General features: G+C 43.0%; 17 protein-coding genes and 1 pseudogene. 8 read left to right on the top strand and 10 right to left on the bottom strand.

The genetic code is table 11. The annotated features are described in order from the left end of the window. Nucleotides 1-378: 378 nt before the first annotated feature. On the top strand, nucleotides 379-1,527 hold the full coding sequence (locus JWG44_RS04585; protein ID WP_269752190.1) for a ferric reductase-like transmembrane domain-containing protein: 1,149 nt from the start codon (nucleotides 379-381) through the stop codon (nucleotides 1,525-1,527). After that, a complete protein-coding gene (locus tag JWG44_RS04580) occupies nucleotides 1,521-1,835 on the top strand; it encodes a cytochrome b5 domain-containing protein (RefSeq protein WP_205273777.1) in 315 nt (104 codons plus the stop codon). Before JWG44_RS04585 ends, JWG44_RS04580 begins: the two co-directional genes overlap by 7 nt. Nucleotides 1,836-1,927: 92 nt before the next feature. Here JWG44_RS04580 and JWG44_RS04575 read toward each other — a convergent pair whose 3' ends face one another. Together JWG44_RS04575 and lipA are read right to left on the bottom strand one after the other, a co-directional pair. After that, nucleotides 1,928-2,224: a hypothetical protein gene (locus JWG44_RS04575; RefSeq protein ID WP_205273776.1), complete on the bottom strand. Its 297-nt coding sequence runs from the start codon at nucleotides 2,222-2,224 to the stop codon at nucleotides 1,928-1,930. After that, on the bottom strand, nucleotides 2,212-3,117 hold the full coding sequence (lipA, locus tag JWG44_RS04570) for a lipoyl synthase (protein ID WP_205273775.1): 906 nt from the start codon (nucleotides 3,115-3,117) through the stop codon (nucleotides 2,212-2,214). The genes JWG44_RS04575 and lipA overlap by 13 nt, the downstream gene beginning before the upstream one ends. A 117-nt stretch (nucleotides 3,118-3,234) precedes the next feature. On the opposite strand from lipA, the gene JWG44_RS04565 reads away from it, so the two are divergent. Genes JWG44_RS04565 through JWG44_RS04555 form a run of 3 tightly spaced genes read left to right on the top strand, consistent with a single transcriptional unit; the run spans nucleotide 3,235 to nucleotide 6,430 of the window. After that, nucleotides 3,235-3,972, top strand: a complete 738-nt coding sequence (locus JWG44_RS04565; protein WP_205273780.1) for a pseudouridine synthase — start codon at nucleotides 3,235-3,237, stop codon at nucleotides 3,970-3,972. Next, nucleotides 3,969-5,387: an MBOAT family O-acyltransferase gene (locus tag JWG44_RS04560; protein ID WP_205273774.1), complete on the top strand. Its 1,419-nt coding sequence runs from the start codon at nucleotides 3,969-3,971 to the stop codon at nucleotides 5,385-5,387. Before JWG44_RS04565 ends, JWG44_RS04560 begins: the two co-directional genes overlap by 4 nt. Nucleotides 5,388-5,395: 8 nt before the next feature. After that, nucleotides 5,396-6,430: a DUF1574 domain-containing protein gene (locus tag JWG44_RS04555; RefSeq protein WP_205273773.1), complete on the top strand. Its 1,035-nt coding sequence runs from the start codon at nucleotides 5,396-5,398 to the stop codon at nucleotides 6,428-6,430. Between the two features lie 596 nt (nucleotides 6,431-7,026). Here the strand turns inward: JWG44_RS04555 and fsa are convergent. The 5 genes from fsa to purN all read right to left on the bottom strand — a co-directional run bounded on the left by fsa (nucleotide 7,027) and on the right by purN (nucleotide 11,661). After that, nucleotides 7,027-7,671, bottom strand: a complete 645-nt coding sequence (gene fsa, locus JWG44_RS04550; protein ID WP_118968661.1) for a fructose-6-phosphate aldolase — start codon at nucleotides 7,669-7,671, stop codon at nucleotides 7,027-7,029. A gap of 440 nt (nucleotides 7,672-8,111) precedes the next feature. Beyond that, on the bottom strand, nucleotides 8,112-8,837 hold the full coding sequence (locus JWG44_RS04545; protein ID WP_205273772.1) for a hypothetical protein: 726 nt from the start codon (nucleotides 8,835-8,837) through the stop codon (nucleotides 8,112-8,114). Between the two features lie 30 nt (nucleotides 8,838-8,867). Next, nucleotides 8,868-9,494, bottom strand: coding sequence for a hypothetical protein (locus JWG44_RS04540; RefSeq protein WP_205273771.1), 627 nt, complete (start codon nucleotides 9,492-9,494; stop codon nucleotides 8,868-8,870). 1 nt (nucleotide 9,495) lies between these two features. After that, the gene (gene purH / locus JWG44_RS04535; RefSeq protein ID WP_205273770.1) at nucleotides 9,496-11,031 is read right to left on the bottom strand and encodes a bifunctional phosphoribosylaminoimidazolecarboxamide formyltransferase/IMP cyclohydrolase; all 1,536 of its coding nucleotides are present in this window, start codon (nucleotides 11,029-11,031) and stop codon (nucleotides 9,496-9,498) included. Nucleotides 11,032-11,034: 3 nt separating this feature from the next. Then, complete coding sequence (purN, locus tag JWG44_RS04530) at nucleotides 11,035-11,661, bottom strand: phosphoribosylglycinamide formyltransferase (RefSeq protein ID WP_205273769.1); 627 nt, start codon at nucleotides 11,659-11,661, stop codon at nucleotides 11,035-11,037. Nucleotides 11,662-11,975: 314 nt separating this feature from the next. On the opposite strand from purN, the gene fliS reads away from it, so the two are divergent. The 3 genes from fliS to JWG44_RS04515 are packed head-to-tail and all read left to right on the top strand — an operon-like array spanning nucleotide 11,976 to nucleotide 13,336. Then, the gene (gene fliS, locus JWG44_RS04525) at nucleotides 11,976-12,425 is read left to right on the top strand and encodes a flagellar export chaperone FliS (protein WP_069607446.1); all 450 of its coding nucleotides are present in this window, start codon (nucleotides 11,976-11,978) and stop codon (nucleotides 12,423-12,425) included. A gap of 3 nt (nucleotides 12,426-12,428) precedes the next feature. Further along, nucleotides 12,429-12,854 carry a hypothetical protein gene (locus JWG44_RS04520; RefSeq protein ID WP_205273768.1) on the top strand — a complete coding sequence of 142 codons (426 nt, stop codon included), beginning with the start codon at nucleotides 12,429-12,431 and terminating at the stop codon, nucleotides 12,852-12,854. Next, nucleotides 12,848-13,336, top strand: coding sequence for a DnaJ domain-containing protein (locus JWG44_RS04515; protein ID WP_205273779.1), 489 nt, complete (start codon nucleotides 12,848-12,850; stop codon nucleotides 13,334-13,336). Before JWG44_RS04520 ends, JWG44_RS04515 begins: the two co-directional genes overlap by 7 nt. Here JWG44_RS04515 and JWG44_RS04510 read toward each other — a convergent pair. From JWG44_RS04510 to JWG44_RS04500, 3 genes and pseudogenes are all read right to left on the bottom strand, one after another. Then, nucleotides 13,323-13,820 carry an LIC11661 family lipoprotein gene (locus JWG44_RS04510; protein ID WP_205273767.1) on the bottom strand — a complete coding sequence of 166 codons (498 nt, stop codon included), beginning with the start codon at nucleotides 13,818-13,820 and terminating at the stop codon, nucleotides 13,323-13,325. The genes JWG44_RS04515 and JWG44_RS04510 overlap by 14 nt on opposite strands. Then, nucleotides 13,817-14,371, bottom strand: a complete 555-nt coding sequence (locus tag JWG44_RS04505; protein ID WP_205273766.1) for an HNH endonuclease — start codon at nucleotides 14,369-14,371, stop codon at nucleotides 13,817-13,819. Before JWG44_RS04505 ends, JWG44_RS04510 begins: the two co-directional genes overlap by 4 nt. A gap of 45 nt (nucleotides 14,372-14,416) precedes the next feature. Continuing rightward, nucleotides 14,417-14,580: pseudogene (locus JWG44_RS04500) on the bottom strand (DedA family protein); the annotation flags it as partial.

Below are 14,580 nucleotides of genomic sequence, written 5' to 3'. Positions count from 1 at the left end.
TTGCCATCATTTTTGTGTTACCTATGTTCCCGGTCTATTTTGTTACCCATGTCTCCGGTTTGTACCACAGGGCGGGGCTTTCGTTTAACGGAGGATTGTCGTTGTTCCGACAGATTCTTTTAAAGATTCAACCCACTTTGTGGGTAAGGTTATGCAAAATTTCAGGGCGGGGCTTTCGTTTAACGGAGGACTGTCGTTGTTACGACAAATTTTTCTTAAAATTCAAACAACTTTGTGGGTAAGGGTAGGCGTAGCAAGTGGGTGGACCCGCAATCGTTTTTCGTAGAATCCGGAGTTTTGGAAGAATTCCCCTTGAGATTGAGGATAGGGATTGTGAGAATTGGGATCGGAGCTTAAGACGGAAGCACAAAGAGAAAATTGAAATTCTTAGAAATCTATCTACCGATTCTCGGTCTACTGCTATTCTCCACTACTTTCTACTTGGCACTGAAGTTAAAAAGACTGTCCTCTTTTTTAGGTGGAATCTCTTCTCAATACCGCTTGCACCATTGGTTTGGAATTTTTACTACGATTTTCATTTTTGCCCATGTCGTCTTTGAGACCGTTTTATTTCCGGAAATTCTTACGATGTGGGATGATCCTTCCGTTTTAACGGGAGAGATCGGTTTTCTGATCTATTCGTTGAGTATAGTTTTCGCATTTTGGAAATTGGAAAAATATCGCCCCTGGTTTGTGATTCATCTATTTTTGATTCCTTCGTATTTCCTCGCTGTCATTCACGGTTATCTCTTTCTTTCCGACGAATTGTCGCACAAGATCGTATTTTTCTCTGGTGTGATTTTGGGTCTTGGGAGTATTCTTACGATCCTCCTTCGGAACTGGAGTGGAAATCGTTGGAAAATTCAAAAGATCAACAGAATCTCCGATTCTTCCATAGAATTGGATCTGATCCCTGAATCCGAAAAACAAATATCTCGTGAAGAATATATAGCGGGTGCGATTCTTTATCTCCGTTTTTTAGGAAAAGAATACTCTTCTGATTGGCATCCTTTTTCGATCTCATCGTGTTCCAAAAGCGATTTGCTTAGGGTAAGAATCAAAAGTCTGGGAAAGGATACAAGACAGTTGTTAAACTCGATTCCCGGAGACAAAATCGACGTATTGGGTCCGTTTCAAGAACTGAAAACCGATTGGCAAAAGGATCAGGTCTGGATCGCGGGTGGAATCGGAATTGCCCCATTTTTAGGAAGGGCGAGATGTTTAAAATTTCGCTCTTCCGGGAAGATACAACTCTTGTATTTTTTTTCGGATCCAAACGATTTGTCGGTCGGCGCCGAGCTGGAAGAAATTTCAAAAAAATACGTTCAATTTCAGTATCGTATTGAAGAAGTCCCACAAAAACAACATCCGGATCTTTCTATCCTGAATCCGTATCTTTCTGAAAATACAAATGCGGAATATCTGATCTGTGGACCGCCAAAGTTTATGAAGGCCGTTCGAAGATACTTGCACTCTCAAGGTATTTCGAATAAAAAGATTCATTCGGAGGAATTTTCCCCATGGTAAAATATTTGGTTATAATCGGAGTTTGCCTCCTAACGCCGCCCGTCTGGGCGAAAGAAAAAACCGTCTCAATGGAAGAATTAAAACTTCACAACACGAGTGCAAGTTGTTGGATCTTGATTGAAAAAAGCGTTTACGACGTTACGGAATATATAACCGTTCACGATTCCCTTCGATACGATATTCGAAAATGGTGCGGAACCGATTCCACAAGGGCGTATTCAAAAAAAGATCAATCCGGAAAAACTCATTCAAAAAAAGCAGACTTACTTTTGAGAAAATACAAAATCGGATTCTATCAGCTCGATTGATTTTTATTTTTTTGAATTCGAATTCCGGAAACTACTTTTGAACCTTGAGTTTTGCCGCGAACGATCCATCCATTCTCCAAAATAAACTCGATTCAATCGAACTTTTGATTCCAGAGAGAAAGAATGGAGTCGATGACTTCTTCCATTTCCAAGAGCATTACTTGTTCCTTCCAATGGAGAATCATCTTATTCTTTCCAAAACGATTGATTTCCGCCCAATGCGCCTCCACATTTGGAATCAGATTGACCGTCTTTTCCAAAAGATCCTTGATTTCCGATTTGCTTACGGGGCCTTCCTTTCCCGAAAGAAACTGGATGATCGAATGATATAAGATTTTCTTAATTTCTTCGGGTGGGGGTTGAGGAATGGAACCTTCTAAGGAGTCCATGAGACTTGCTCGTCAGCGTGATAAGAACTTCTCACCAAAGGTCCGGAAAAAACTCCCTTAAATCCGATGGACTTTCCGTAAATTCTAAGCTCCTTAAAAATCTCGGGTGAAACATATTCTTTAACGGGAAGGTGGGTAGGGGTCGGTTGTAGATACTGTCCTAACGTGAGGAGAGAAACTCCCGCTGCAACTAGGTCTCGCATACATTCTTTGACTTCTTCTACAGTTTCTCCCATTCCCAAGATCAAACCGCTCTTTGTTAAAAAACCGCGTTCAGAAGCGATCTTTAAAACTTCCAAGGATCGATCGTATCTTTTTTGAGGTGCGACTTCGGGAAAAAGTCTTTGAACGGTTTCGACGTTGTGATTGAAGACGTCAGGTTTGGACTGAAAGATGATCTCTAAAGATTCTAACTTTGCTTTGAGATCGGGAACTAAAAATTCGATCTTACAATCGGGAAGACCTTCCCGGATTCTTACCAATGTTTCCGCAAAATGAGCGGCTCCGCCGTCTTCAAGATCGTCTCGATTCACTGCTGTGAGAACTACGTGTTTTAATTCGAGGGCGATCGCGGATTCAGCGACCCTTTGCGGTTCTCCTTTGTCGAGCGGCTTTGGTTTACCAGAGGCTACGTCGCAATAAGAGCAACGTCTTGTGCAGATATCTCCGCCCAACATATAAGTCGCGGTTTTGCGGGACCAACAATGATTGAGATTGGGACAAGAGGCGCTTTCACAAACCGTGTTGAGCTTTTTTTTCTCCAAAGAATCCCTTACAAGCGCGACCGTATTGTTTTGAGGATCCGGAAAGGTAAGTTTTACTTTGAGCCATTCCGGTTTTTCAGGGGCTTCTTGGATAGAATGAGTGCGCGGCTTTTTTTTAAGAGGATTCATCGTAACTTAGACCGGAAAATCGCCGGATCTTACGCTTCTATCCTGGATCGGTCCGGAGCGCGGTCAACGAAGTTTTAGGTAGAAGATTTTGGGAATCTTTCTGAAATGGATGAATCGATGAAGTCTCAGGATGATTTACCACCCAAGGATGGAATCCGACTCAATCGGTATCTCGCAGACTGTGGTCTCGGCTCCAGACGCAAAGCTGAAGAATGGATCCTTAAGGGATTGATTGAGATCAATGGAAAACAAGTCACCGATCTCGCGGTCCGGGTTTTATCGGAAAAGGACGTAGTATCTTTTCGGGGAAAAGTCGTAAGTCCAAACGGGGAACCGCGACAACTCCTTCTTCTCAATAAACCGGCCGGCTATCTCTGTTCTCATCAGGATCGATTTCACGAAAAGACAGTTTTTTCCCTTCTTCCGGAAGAGTTTAAAAACTACAAGATCGCCGGGAGACTGGATTTGAATTCTCGCGGTCTTCTTCTTTTGACAAACGACGGAGATTTGGCCCAAAAAATCTCGCATCCTTCCAACGGATCCGAGAAAGAATATCTGGTCTGGTTGAAATTTGATCCGGGGGAAAAGGAGATTCAAGCCTCGTTTCGAAAAGGGATTTTGGATGCAGGGGAAATTCTGCGTGCGAAGATGGTTAAACTCGTCCCCGGGAAAGACTGCGTATATCGAGTGATTCTCGGAGAAGGAAAAAAAAGACAAATCAGAAGAATGTTTCACTCTTTGGGAACACACGTGCTGGACCTTCAGAGGATTCGAGTTGGATCGATTCAATTAGAAAAGCTAAATCTTCCGGAAGGTAAGTATCTTCTGAAAGACGCGGTTGGGGTTTGGGAATGAATTTTTTAAGCATAGAATTTCTTTTATTTTTTTTAGTCTTCTACCTGGTCTACTGGAACATTCCGGAGAAGAGTAGAAAGTATCTTCTGATCGTCGGCTCGGCTTTTTTTTACTCGGTTTTCAGTTTTAATTTTTTGCTCCATCTCGTTTTGATCGTTTTAGCGAACTGGGTGCTCTTTCATTTTTGGAAAGAAAAATCATGGTATGTCAAGACTGCGGTCGCACTCAATTTACTCAACCTAGGTCTATTCAAATATTTTTATTTGCTCATGGAGTTTATAGGATTTGTTTTTTCGATTCCTATGCTTCAAGAAAAGACGATGCTCGATGCAAAGTTATCTTCCGTTTTCGGACTAACCGGTTTTGAAGTAGTTCTTCCCGCGACGATCAGCTATTACACGTTTCAATTGATCTCTTTGGCGGTGGATTCCAAAAGGGAAGGTTTTAACAAAGACGTCTCTCTTTCCGGAATTTTTTCTTACGTTTTCTTTTTTCCAGTGATGATCGCCGGCCCGATTCTCAGATACGATCAGGTCTGCGATCAGTTTTCAGCGCCGACCATGAACCCGTCCAAACTTACGGAAGGACTTTGGTTGTTTTTAAGAGGTCTTGTCAAAAAAGGACTTTTGTCCGCGGCAGTAGTACCTTTGATCGCACCCGCGTTTCTTTCTCCGAAGGATTATTCGGGTTTGGCGCTTTTGTTGACCTGTTTTCTTTTCGCGATGAATCTTTATTTCGATTTTTCGGGACTTACCGATATGGCAAGAGGACTTGGGAAACTGATGGGCTTCGATCTTCCGGAAAACTTCAAGGCTCCTTTTTTCTTTCAGAGTTTCGGAGACCTCTGGAGAAGATGGCACTTAACGTTCTCCTATTGGATCCGAGACTATATCTACATTCCCCTCGGAGGTTCGAGAAAGGGAGAATTACGAACTTCCGTCAATTTTATCGTAACGTTTATGTTAGGCGGACTCTGGCACGGAGCGAGTTTGAATTTTCTTTTTTGGGGACTTCTCACCGGGATTTATCTTTCTCTCGAACGGCTTTTTGAAATTCAGAAATGGAAAATTCTTCCGGAGATACCTTACGTCAAACCGGCGCTCCGATATCTTTTCGTTTTGCTCGTATATTCGATCTCCTGGACTTTTTTCTTTACTCCGGATTTTAATTCCGCCATTTCTTCGATCGGAAGAATTCTTACCTTTCAGAAAGGTCAGGAACTCACCGGGTTGGAAAGCGGAGTTTACATGCTGATCTTTGTGGTTCTTTTTCACATTTCGGAGGAATGGCCCGAGAAATATTCGGTCCCCGAAAAATGGCGCGTTAGGTTGTTGCCGATTTTAGGACTCGTGATTTTATTTATTATGGTCGGAATGAACGCGGGCAACGCCGACTTTTTTTACTCTAAGTTTTGAGCGGTACTATGAAACGAATTTATATCTATTATCCTGTTCTTTTTTTGATCTTTGTTTTTTGTTTGGATAAAATCTTTACGATCGAGTATTTTCAGAAGAATTTTATCCAAGCCGGGAACACCGTCTATTACACACAACGTAAGTCCTTGTTTGAAAGAATGGTTCGGGATAAGGATCTAAAAGATCGTTCTCTTGCACTGGCTTTTGGGGATTCGAGGGCTTATCCTTATTCCGCGCTCGGAATGGACAAGAAATTTCAGAAGGATTGGATTCTTTATAATTTTTCAGGTCCACAAGCAGTTCCAGCTTACGGATTCTACTGGTTTGAAAAGATTTTAAAACAGGGTATCAAACCGAAACTGGTTTTTTATGTGGTCAGTCCCGAAGGATTCGACGATACAAAAGGAATGTATTACGATCCGTTTCTAAAATACGGAGCTGACGACGAATTTATCCTGAAGTATTTGGATCAGATTTCCATGGAAGACCGTAAAAAATTATTCTTAGATCGTATGTTTGCCGTTAGACGGATTAATCCCGATCTCAAGTTATTCTTCAAAAGATTTCAGGAAAGAAAGTTATCCGAATACAATCCTGCTCTGAACACGGACTATGTAATTCTTAACTTAAAACACGGGGAACAATTCGCATATACTTCCTTTGTTAACGATCCGGATCGTTTGGAAAAAGACTCGGTTCGAATTCGAAATTTGTATCTTTCTACTTTTACCCTGGGACAAACCCAATTCTACTTCGTGGAACAGTTTCTTAAATTGGCAAAGGAGAACGACGTAAAAGTCTATTTGATCTGGCCGAAAGTGTATGACACTTATCGAAAACGTTTTTATGAATTGGAAATGGAAAAAACGTGGTGGCCGAAGATCCAAGATCTTTCCGTACAATACGGCGCCGTATCCGTGGATCTAAATACTCAGACTTCCTGTAACTTGTTCTACGACGCGTCGCATCAATCTATCATGTGCTTTTTGGAATCGATGAAGTTGATGATGGACGACTACTACGGAATTAAGAAAATACCGTAGACTTTACTATTGGTTTCGTATTAGCAAAGATTCAATCGTTTTTTGAAACAAACCAGGACTGCAATTTTTTTGAAAAACAGTTTTGAAACTAAGGACTTGTCCCAAACCTAAAAGGAAACCACTTACAACACTCAAGTCAGCTCGAAATAAAAGCGCTGGAGTTCCCACAGATTACACCCCTTTGACCGTTTGTAAACTTTCGAACAGACTTCCTTTGTTAAGTTTTGTTAGAGTTCCTACATTTTTGTAAAACTAAGAGTCCTGCTTCTAAGAGAGCGAGACAAACACTCACTCGAGCACCTGAAAACTTAAAAGTGCATTCGGTTTTTGGAATGCAATAGAACTCTTTTTTCAAAGTAGCCCTTGAGAAGCGCATTCCACTGGGAGCGGACTCGAAGTCCGTTTGCAATTATTTTTTAACCTAAAAAGTTAGTCGGAACAAAAGTTGGTAGGCCTGAATGTTTCCACATTGAGACGGGCTTCTGTTCATTTGAACGTTACTTTTTTTTAAAGAAAAGAAAAAGAGGAATCGAGGATTGTATTCGAATTTCATAAAATTCTAAAGCCCTCGTGCAGAGGACTTTAGAACCGGTAAATCACCACTTCAACTTTTTGGCGTCTTCTAAGAATTTTTCCAAACCGATATCGGTGAGGGGATGTTTGAAAAGTTGTAGAAATGCCGAGTGAGGCATGGTCGCACAGTCCGCTCCTCTCAGAGCCGATTCCTTTAAATGCATAGGTCCGCGAATCGAGGCGGCGAGAATTCTCGTGTCATAGCCGTAATTGTCGTAGATCTCCCTGATTTCGGTGATCAGTTCCATTCCATCCCAACTCGTATCATCAACTCTTCCGATAAAAGGAGAAATAAAAGTAGCTCCGGCTTTTGCGGCAAGCAATGCCTGCGGCGCCGAAAAACAAAGAGTCACGTTTGTAGGAATGTTCCTTTTTGTGAGTTCGACGACGGTCTTGAGACCTTCCGGAATTAAGGGTACTTTTACGACAACGTTTTCAGCGATCTCCACGAGTTCCAGAGCTTCCTTTAACATTCCATCGAACTTTGTGGAAAGGACTTCGGCGCTCACAGGACCGGGAACGATCGCGCAGATTTCCTTGATGACTTCTTTAAAGTTTCTTCCGGACTTTGCGATGATGGAAGGATTGGTCGTAACTCCGTCCACAAGACCGTAGGACGCGATCTCTTTGATTTCATCGATGTTGGCTGTATCCAGATATAATTCCATTGATAAGGCTCCTCTAAAATATGTGCTTAGAGCATGGTGGGAAAGGTAGGTTAGGGTCAATAGTATTTTAATGAGAATACTATTCTTTTAAGAAACGCAACGGCTCTCTACGGATCGCGTTGCGGGGTCAATAGAATTTTTGGGGAATCCCTTCTTTTAGAAAACGGTTTTTTGGATGGGTGTCGAATTAGATCGATCGGAGTCCTTGCGATTTGGTAAATCGTTGATCATTCAACGGGAACGTATTTCTCTTTCGTTCTCAATCCTACGCCGCGAATTGATTCGCGCTCCTGTTTTGACCTTCGATAAAAATCAAACAGGATGTAAGGAAGGAATTTTGAAACTTTCTCTTCTTTCGCGCGGATTTACATTTGTTGGATCGCGGAGTATGGCCGCTTCGCTTCCTGAACTCATAACTTCGCTTTTTATGGATCGCGAAGTTATGGAATCAAATCTCGAAGTGTTTTGATTTCTTCGGCGCTGAAGAATTCTTTGTATTCTTTTTCGATTTGGAATTTGATCGAAGAACTGAAATAATCGACTCTTCTCGTAAATGGCATTTTTTTATAAGCCTCTTTCCACTGGACGATAAAACCGCCCTTGGGAGGGGATTGTTTTTCATCGGTTTTTTCCCAGAGAACGGCGCCGCCGATTTTGTTTTCGGCTAAGGCTTCTTTTTTTGGCTTTCCGTATTTCTGTTCTAGTTTTTGCTGCACTTCCTTTCCGGGAAGATAACGAAACAAAACTCCGACTGAAAATAAAACTCCCGGAGCCGAATGAGTTCCTTCTTCCATCTCGGATTTGTTTTCCACGGTTGGGTTTGCGAATTGACCCTTGGGTCTGGAATCCAAAACGATCTTGGGAGTGGAATAAAAACGATAAGAATAAAGAATTCCGTTTCTTCGAATCAGAAGTGTCTTTTCCTTATCCTCGAAAACGATCTCCACCTTTTCGTCGTTCTGCGGATTTGTGGAAAGCGATAAGAATTTTTCACGAAGATTGGCGTAACTTTCTCCCCAAGAGGACTCGGCAAAACCTTCCAGAAGATTGAGAGCTTGTTGCTGGTTATTTGACGGTTGTCTTGGATTCGAAGTTTCGTCCGGCAATTGCGCGAACAAAACCGCAGGTGTGAAACTAAAAGTGAGGAGAAGAACGAGGATTCTCATATTCTAACTATCGGCAGTTTTTTTCGAAACTTATTCAGAATCTTCCTCATAGGAAGGCTTTTTCGGGCCGGAGAAATGAATTCCCCCGATCTTTACCTTTCCATTCCAGCGGAGGATCAGGAGAATCGCGATGATTCCAACATTCGGAAGAACGAATAAGAACGGGATTTCATGAAAAAGTCCGTAGACCGCGAGATTCGACGCGATCACCGAAATCGAACAACCGCTGAGTACCGGAACCTCTTGTTCAAAAAAACGAACCAAAAAGTGATTGGGACTTGTGGATGGAAGATCCTTCAAAATCAGTTCCACCAAAACACCGTAGGTTGTAAAAAGAGTGACCGGAAGTAAAAACGAAAGAAAGAAATAGTTTCCAAATGCGTCCGAATAATGAGGAGCTCCGATGATTCCTCCCATCAAGGTCCACAGATACGAAACAAAGGCGGAAATAAAAAATGCAATCGCTCCGTATTGAAGACTTCCTCCGGATTCCAAAAGTTTGAGTAATTCTTCCGGAAGAATTCGGATCCAGTCCACAAGTTCCATTCTTTCAAAGGAGTCCCTTCCCGAAAGAAACAGAAGTTTGAAGTAATAGCTCACAAGAACTAGAACGCTCGAAACGAATCCGAAAAAGATGAGATAGAGTAGGAATTCCATATCAGTGTCTGAAGTGCCTCATGCCTGTAAAAACCATAATCAATCCGTGTTCGTCCGCCGCTTGGATCACCTCCGGATCCCGTACGGAACCTCCGGGTTGGATGATGGCCTTGGCTCCCGCTTTTGCGAGCGCGTCGATTCCATCTCGGAACGGAAAGAATGCGTCGCTGGCAACATAAGAACCCACAACGGAAAGTCCAACGTTTAACGCTTTGTTCGCGCCCAATTGAACCGAGTCGACTCTTGACATCTGACCCGCGCCGATTCCGAGCGTCGCGTTTTCTTCCGTATAAACGATCGCGTTGGATTTGATAAACCGTACACAGGACCAAGCAAACATCAAACCTCGAATATCTTCCGGAGTCGGTTGTTTTTTACTAACGATTTTCAGATCCTTTTCGGTGATCGTCGTATAATCTCTGTCTTGTATGAGAAGTCCGTGATGGATCGGTCTAAGATCGAGTTCGTCCAAGGCTTCTTTGAAGTCTTCGATTTCGATGAGACGAATGTTCGGCTTCTTCGAAAAAATATCGAGCGCTTCCGGAGTAAACTTTTGTGCGATCACACCTTCCACAAAATTCTCGGTGATGACCGTTGCCAATTCTCCGCTTACGAGTCCCTTGATTCCGATTACGCCGCCGAACGCAGAGATCGGATCCGTTCTTCTCGCGAGTTGATAGGCTTCTAGAGGATCGTCCGCATACGCGATTCCGCAAGGGTTGAGATGTTTGATGATACAGACGGTGTTTTCTGGAAGAAGACTCGAGATGTGAAAGGCCGCGTCGAAGTCCAACATATTGTTAAACGACAATTCCTTTCCTTGTAAGGGAGAAAAATCGCTCTTTGTAAAAAGAGGTTCGTAAAAAGCGGCTGCTTGGTGCGGGTTTTCCCCGTATCTGAGTTTTTGTTTTTTAAGAAAAGAAAGATTGAGAACGTCCGGAAATGTATCACCCGCCTGTCTGTTAAACCAGGAAGAGATCGCGGTGTCATACATCGCCGTATGAGAAAAAGCCTTTCTCATAAACTTCGCTGAAACATCTTCCGAGATCCCACCGGAAGAGATCAAGGATTGTACTTCGGAATAATCGTTCGGATCTGTGAGGACTAACGTATGTTTGTAATTCTTCGCGCCGCTTCGGATCATCGACGGCCCGCCGATATCGATGTTCTCGATCGCTTCTTCCAAAAGAACTCCGGGTTTGGAAACCGTTTTTAAAAACGGATATAAGTTCACTACGACCAAATCGATCTTAGGAATTTTCAGCTCTTCCATCTTTTGTTTGTGAGCCGGATTCGAAATGACTCCTAAAAGTCCGCCGTGGACTTTCGGATGTAAGGTTTTGACCCTTCCGTCTAGGATTTCCGGAAATCCCGTGTAATCGTCGATCGCAATCGCGTTGATTCCTTTTTCTTTGAGAAGTTTGAGAGTTCCGCCTGTGGAAATGATCTCCACTCCGTTTTGATTTAAGAATTGTGCGAACTCGACTAAACCGGATTTGTCGCTGACCGAAATCAGGGCTCTTTTGATTTGTATCATTGTCTATTGAATGCTGACCTTTCTATTTTGGATCTTTAGCCGATCCTCGCAAAAATACTGAACCGCGAGTGGCAGGATTTTATGTTCCTCTTTGAGAATCTCTAGAGTCAAATCTCTTTCCGACATTCCTTCCTTGATTTTCACAACTCCTTGTAAAATCACAGGTCCAGAGTCGACACCTTCGTCCACAAAATGAGCGGTACAACCGGCGATTTTGACTCCATACTCAAAGGCTTGTTTTTGCGCGCCCAGTCCGGGAAATGCAGGCAAAAGAGACGGGTGAATGTTAATGATTCGATGAGGAAAGGCACTGATAATTTCCGGTTTTAGAATTCTCATATATCCGGCTGTGACGATAAGATCGGGTTTTAGTTCGAGCAATCGATCCAAGAGGGCCTTGTGATACGCGGATTTGTCTTCAAAGGATTTGAAATCCAAGACTTGTGCGGGAAGACCGAATTCTTTGGAAATCTCTAAGGCCTTACAACCGGGATTGTCCGTGAGAAGTGAAATTCCAGTGCCTGCGATTTTCCCTTTTTTTAAATTTTCGAGAACGGCCTTCAAATTGGAGCCTCTCCCGGACGCTAAAAATACGATCTTTTTTCTGGGTTTTGTAAACAGACTTGCCAAGGAAATTCTATCCGGGTAAAATCAGAGTTGTTTGTCTTTTCACCCTTTGAGGAAGGGCTTTGACTTTGGGTTTTCAAAATCCAAACAAAGGTTCTTTGTCAGCAAGATCGCGTCCGGTTTGGTATCAAATTCTAAGATCTGATCGGTGATCGGACATAGCTCGGCAAAAGGCCTAGTTGGAGTTCGAATTTGAAAATTCGGACGGTTGGAACGGCTCAAAAACGTGTGAAAGTTTTGAGAGAAACCGTAAGAATGTTCTGACCCAGCATTAAGGAGGCAACCGTTTTTGTCGAAGAGTATTTCAGGAGAGATACATGTCACTTGCCAGAAAATCCACAGCGACCGTTGAACAATATAAATCCAACGAAATCTCGACTGTCAGCCAGGGAAAACTCATCGTCATGCTCTATGATGGGGCGATTCGTTTTCTAAATATCGCTCTGGAGAACAACACTCCCAGAAAATACGATGTGGTTAACAATCATATCCTCAAAGCGGGGGAAATCGTAACCGAACTCATGCTTGCTCTCAACTTGGAACAAGGCGGGGAAGTCGCGAACAACCTTTTGGGAATCTACGTTTATATCAAAAAACGACTGCTCGAAGCGAACATGAAAAAAGATTCCGAGATCATTCAAGAAATTATCAAATACATGGAAGATCTGAAATCGGCTTGGGAAGAAATCGAGAAAAAGGAAAAGTCCAATGTGGTTTCGGCCCCATTTCAGGGAAGCCGCGGAAGCGGATTGTCCATCCAAGGATAAAATTTGTCTTCGGCTGATTTCCAACAAAACGGTTCGGACCTTGTAGTCCTCTTTGGAGAAAAAATTCTTCTTTTGGACGAATTGATCCAAAATCAAAAACGTCAACTGGAAGTTTTCGGTTTTGGAGACGGAGAGACGGGCGCCAAGATCGAAGATTCCAACCTCAAACTCGTTGACAAACTCTGTTCCCTCGACCGTAAGATAGAAAAATTGGAAGAGGGTGTTCCTCAGAATTTAGAACTTATAGAAATTACGGAAACGTTGTTTCAAAAATTGGAAGAATCCAGACTTCTTCATTCTCAAGTGGAAGAAAGAATGAAAGAAATTTTAAAAGAATATCAAAAAGAATTGAACGTCGCTCAGGTTCAGATCCAGCTCAAACGTCATCTTTATCTCAGACAAGACTATTGGAAAACGGGGACCTGTTAGAAAGAGCCCTTGAGTTTCTGGGTTTGGAACCGGGGTTTTCGGAAGAAGAACTCAAAAGTCGTTTTTATCTTCTTTCGAAAAAATACCATCCGGATACGGGAGAATTCTCCAACGATTCTCTTTTTAAGGAATTGATCGAATACAGGGACGTTCTTTATTCTTATCTCGAAAAAGAAACATTCCAAAAAGAGAATGTAGTTTCTCATTCATCCGATGCGAATTTCCAGAAATCGGACTATGATATTTACAAACTCGCCCGTGATTCTTACGATTTTGCGATTCACGAATACTATAAAATCACGGATGGAAACCCGATCTTCTTAAAAGGCGAGGAGAATCCGGCGCTCCGTAAGTTGAGAAACTCCTTGTTAAGCTCAAAGTCTCACTTTGAAGAATTGGTCCGATCTTTTCCGCAGAGTATCTGGATCGCGGACGCAAAAAACACTCTTCAAAAAATCGAGGTTTGGTTTAAGGAACCCTAAGCGAGTTGGACGGCATCGAAAACACGAACCCGGAAGTAGCTCCGTTCGTGATGCTGATTACGAGAACCTCGGAGCGTAGAGTAAGGTATTGTCCCGAAGTGACGGTCACGCTCATCTTGCAGATTCGATTTGTGTTTTCCCCGGTTGCGGGGGTCGCGAGAGGTCCGCTGTTTGTGCTTAATTCGATCGAATATTCGAGAGGCTGGTTCGGTATCAGATTTAAGACGCCGCCGACACAATCGGTCCCCGAGTTCAAGTCCGAAGGAAATCGAGATTCGTTTTCAGTGTTTCCCACAAAAAGGCGGTAGCCGCTAAAAAGAAGTTCGGGGTTTCCCGCTCTCATCCTGAGTTCGTAACCGGTTGCGATCGGCACGACGCTGATCAAGGTCGGAGGTGTGGAAATCAGTCTTGTGGTAGAATAATGGGGGCACCCGAAAAGAAGAGATACTACCGGAAGAAGAAATAAAATAGAAAGACGTTTCAAAAAGAAATATACTCCCGCCAGCCGAACTTCTCCGCCTGCTGATCCGATATTGAGAAGAGTGGAAAGCGTAGCTTGGGTGTCACCCGATTTTCTTCCGGCAAGTTCCACTTCAATTCGGAGAGAAGTTTATTTCCTTTTCGAGTATTGCAGTGTTTACACGCGGCTACCAGATTCTCCCAAGAATTAAAATCCTTAGGTCTGTCTTTTTTAGGAACTCCCTCCCAACGACTTCTGGGAATTACATGATCCAAGGTCAGTTTTGAACTTGGAAATTTTTTTCCACAGTAGACGCAGTGAAAGTTATCTCTTTGAAAGATATTCTCCCGGGAAACCCGATCTTTTCGCGGTGGGACGCGGTAATAGTCTCGGAGGAGAATGATTCGAGGAGCGGTGAATCTCAGTTTTTCGGAACGAATGAGAAGATTTTCATCATCCTTGATCAACTGTGCTTTTTCAAGAATGATAAGGATGAGGGCGTCTTTGACCGACCGGATCCCGATGGGGACGTAACCGGCATTCAGCACAAGCACCGGCTGCGCAAGAATGTCCATAACTGGTCAAACAATAGCCGAATGCAAAAAGATGTAAAGAAATTCTTAAGGAGCCACCGATCGTTTCTTTCGGATCCAATAAGAGATTCCAAAGAATAAAATGACTGCGCCTAAAAGCCCAAAGACCGTTAGCTGACCTTGATGAACCCAACTCAGAAGAGTGTCAAAGTTGTGAGCTCCGAAGTAACCAAGATAGACCCAGACGGGAA

It is taken from the genome of Leptospira ainazelensis (assembly GCF_016918785.1).
Classification (GTDB): Bacteria; Spirochaetota; Leptospiria; order Leptospirales; family Leptospiraceae; genus Leptospira; species Leptospira ainazelensis.
The sequence above is the reverse complement of the archived record's forward strand: the minus strand, read 5'-3'. Positions and strand labels throughout refer to the sequence as shown.